Raw genomic sequence first — 2229 nt, 5'->3', positions numbered from 1 at the left:
TGTGTTTGCGTTCACTGTATGGTTTTTGGATAACAATCCAATAGGCAATAAAAAGAGCCCGCTTACGCGGGCTCTTTTGCTTTAACAGCTAAAGATAGAAAGGGGCAGACCCGCATGGGTCTGCCCCTTTTTTGTGCCCTCAGACCCTTGTCTAGAGCTTTGCATACTAAGGAAGAGTGCTCTGCACAGACACACTGGGATAGAGTAGAACCATGCACTACCCCATGTTTTCCCACGCACCAGAGCCAGTCGATCAGCAGCACCAACACAACGGTGAAGAACGAACCGCGGCCCTCTACGTAGAGAGCACACTGGAGCCTCACGAAGCCTGGGCCGCACTGACCGAATACATTCACCTCTGGTGGCCCCGACAGCTCCTACAGGGCGAGGAAAGCCATATCGACCTCTCCACTGAGCTACTGCTCGAAGAGACCGCAGATGGGGATATTATTCCTGTGGCACGTATTATCCAATGCGAGAACGAAGACATCCTCACCATCGCACCCTACCCGGGTACACACCTGGGGCGCCTCCTGGGAGTAGCTGAAGAATCAGAAGAAAGCCTGAGCTTCATCCTGGATGCTCTAGCCCCGGAGACCGCAGAAGGACCGCTATCCCTGCTTGAAATCAGTAGCGGCACCTACACGGGTCATGAAGACGAGGAACTGGGCATCTACGAGGAACAGGAAGAAGCAGCCGCGCTACTCATGGGCGCCTACAGCCGCTTTATTGGAGCTGAACTTCAGCGAGAAGAACTATAGGGGCTTGCGGGTAAAAGGCAGTTCTCAACCCTGTAGAGTGGTATGTCATGAGCACACAGGATCAGAACATCCCGCAGCAGAAGGAAGCACGCCCCAACTGGGCGCGGCTGCGCGCTAAAGCCACAGCAGAAGCGGTGCAATCTCGGCCTCAGCATTACACCGCCCAGCACTACACTAGGGCTGACATGCTGAAGCAGAGCAATATCTGGTTCCGTAAACAGGGTGCGCCCCTCATCATTCCTGCACGTCAACGTGCTCTCGATGCGTTCCCACGCTCCGTACCCTGGATCCTGTGGGCGAGTATCATGCATATCTGCTACATCTTCCTCCGCGATATCCTCATTCTCGTAGTTGAAGACGCAAACGGCTCCCTCCCGGAATACATCAAAGCCATCACGACCAACACAGCACTCAGTGATGAAGTGCTACCCATGCTCATGCTCGGTGGCATCTTCCTCGTGATGCCGATAATCTCCGGTGTGTTCATTACTCTTGCCCACAAGCTGATGGTCCGCACCCCGCAGTGGGTTCAAATCACCGTGGGTCTTCTTACCGTACTTTTTGCCGGCATGCTCTTTACCGCCGGTGTCTTTGCATCCAGCAACCTTGACGGCCTCGACTTCGTCTACGACGGCGGCCAAGTCTTCCCGCTCATCGTTATCGGAATCTACCTCGCCATTTTCCTGGGTGTAGATACCGTACTCGGCTGGTCGCTCAAGCACTCCATCCACCAGCTCGCCTCCCTACCGCCCATGATTGCGAAAGTCCTGCCCGTACTCATGGTGTCTGTGCTCTTCATCTTCGTGAACGCAGACCTCTGGAAGCTCGCCAACGGGCTCGGCTTCCCGCGCACCTGGGCTGTTCTGGGCCTCATGGGGCTACTCGCCGTGTTCGTGGTCGTCACCACCTCCCTAGAGCGCACAGCGCGCCTGCTGGGACGATACAGAGGCGATGACATCGCACGCTTTACCGACAACGACTATGAGCATGCAGCAGCCCTCGAAGGCGGAATCTGGAACACCGCCCAAGACTGGGTCGAAGAGAAGGAAATCCTCGAACACCGACCCCTCAAAATCGCGCCCTGGAGCAACCTCATCATCATCCCCATGATCGGGCAGATTATTCAGGCGACCCTCTTCATGCTGCTCGTCTTTGGATTCTTCATGGGATTCGCATCCATCGCCATTAGCGACACCATCATCGAATCCTGGATGAGCATCAAACCCGAACACCTCAAAATCCTCGGCGTGGACACCAACATCAACGCCGTCGTCATCAAGGTGTCCATGATCGTTGCCGTGTTCTCCGGGCTCAGCTTCGTTGCAACCACCAGTAGCGACGAAAAGTACGCCCGAAGCTTCCTCAAACCCATGATTGAGCGGATCAAGCACATCCTGATTATTCGCGATATCTACCTGGGTCTGCTCACCATGCCCAAAAACGAAGTGCTCATACCCCTCGAAGAGGA

The 2229-nt window shown here is 55.2% G+C and carries 2 protein-coding genes; both read left to right on the top strand.

The window, feature by feature from the left end; all coding sequences use genetic code 11:
* Window positions 1-212 precede the first annotated feature (212 nt).
* Window positions 213-761 carry a GTPase gene (locus Q0216_RS00375; RefSeq protein WP_298591950.1) on the top strand — a complete coding sequence of 183 codons (549 nt, stop codon included), beginning with the start codon at window positions 213-215 and terminating at the stop codon, window positions 759-761.
* A 47-nt stretch (window positions 762-808) separates the two neighbouring features.
* Window positions 809-2229: D-mannonate dehydratase (locus Q0216_RS00370; RefSeq protein WP_298591949.1), on the top strand; the 1421-nt coding region annotated here is incomplete at its 3' end.

Source organism: uncultured Rothia sp., assembly GCF_937976295.1.
Taxonomy (GTDB): Bacteria; Actinomycetota; Actinomycetes; order Actinomycetales; family Micrococcaceae; genus Rothia.
This window is presented reverse-complemented; position numbering and strand designations above follow the sequence as displayed.

What these genes read in the sequence shown, in the direction of transcription:
- Q0216_RS00375 (WP_298591950.1), top strand. Translation starts at nt 213, where the DNA reads ATGCACTACCCCATGTTTTCCCACGCACCAGAGCCAGTCGATCAGCAG.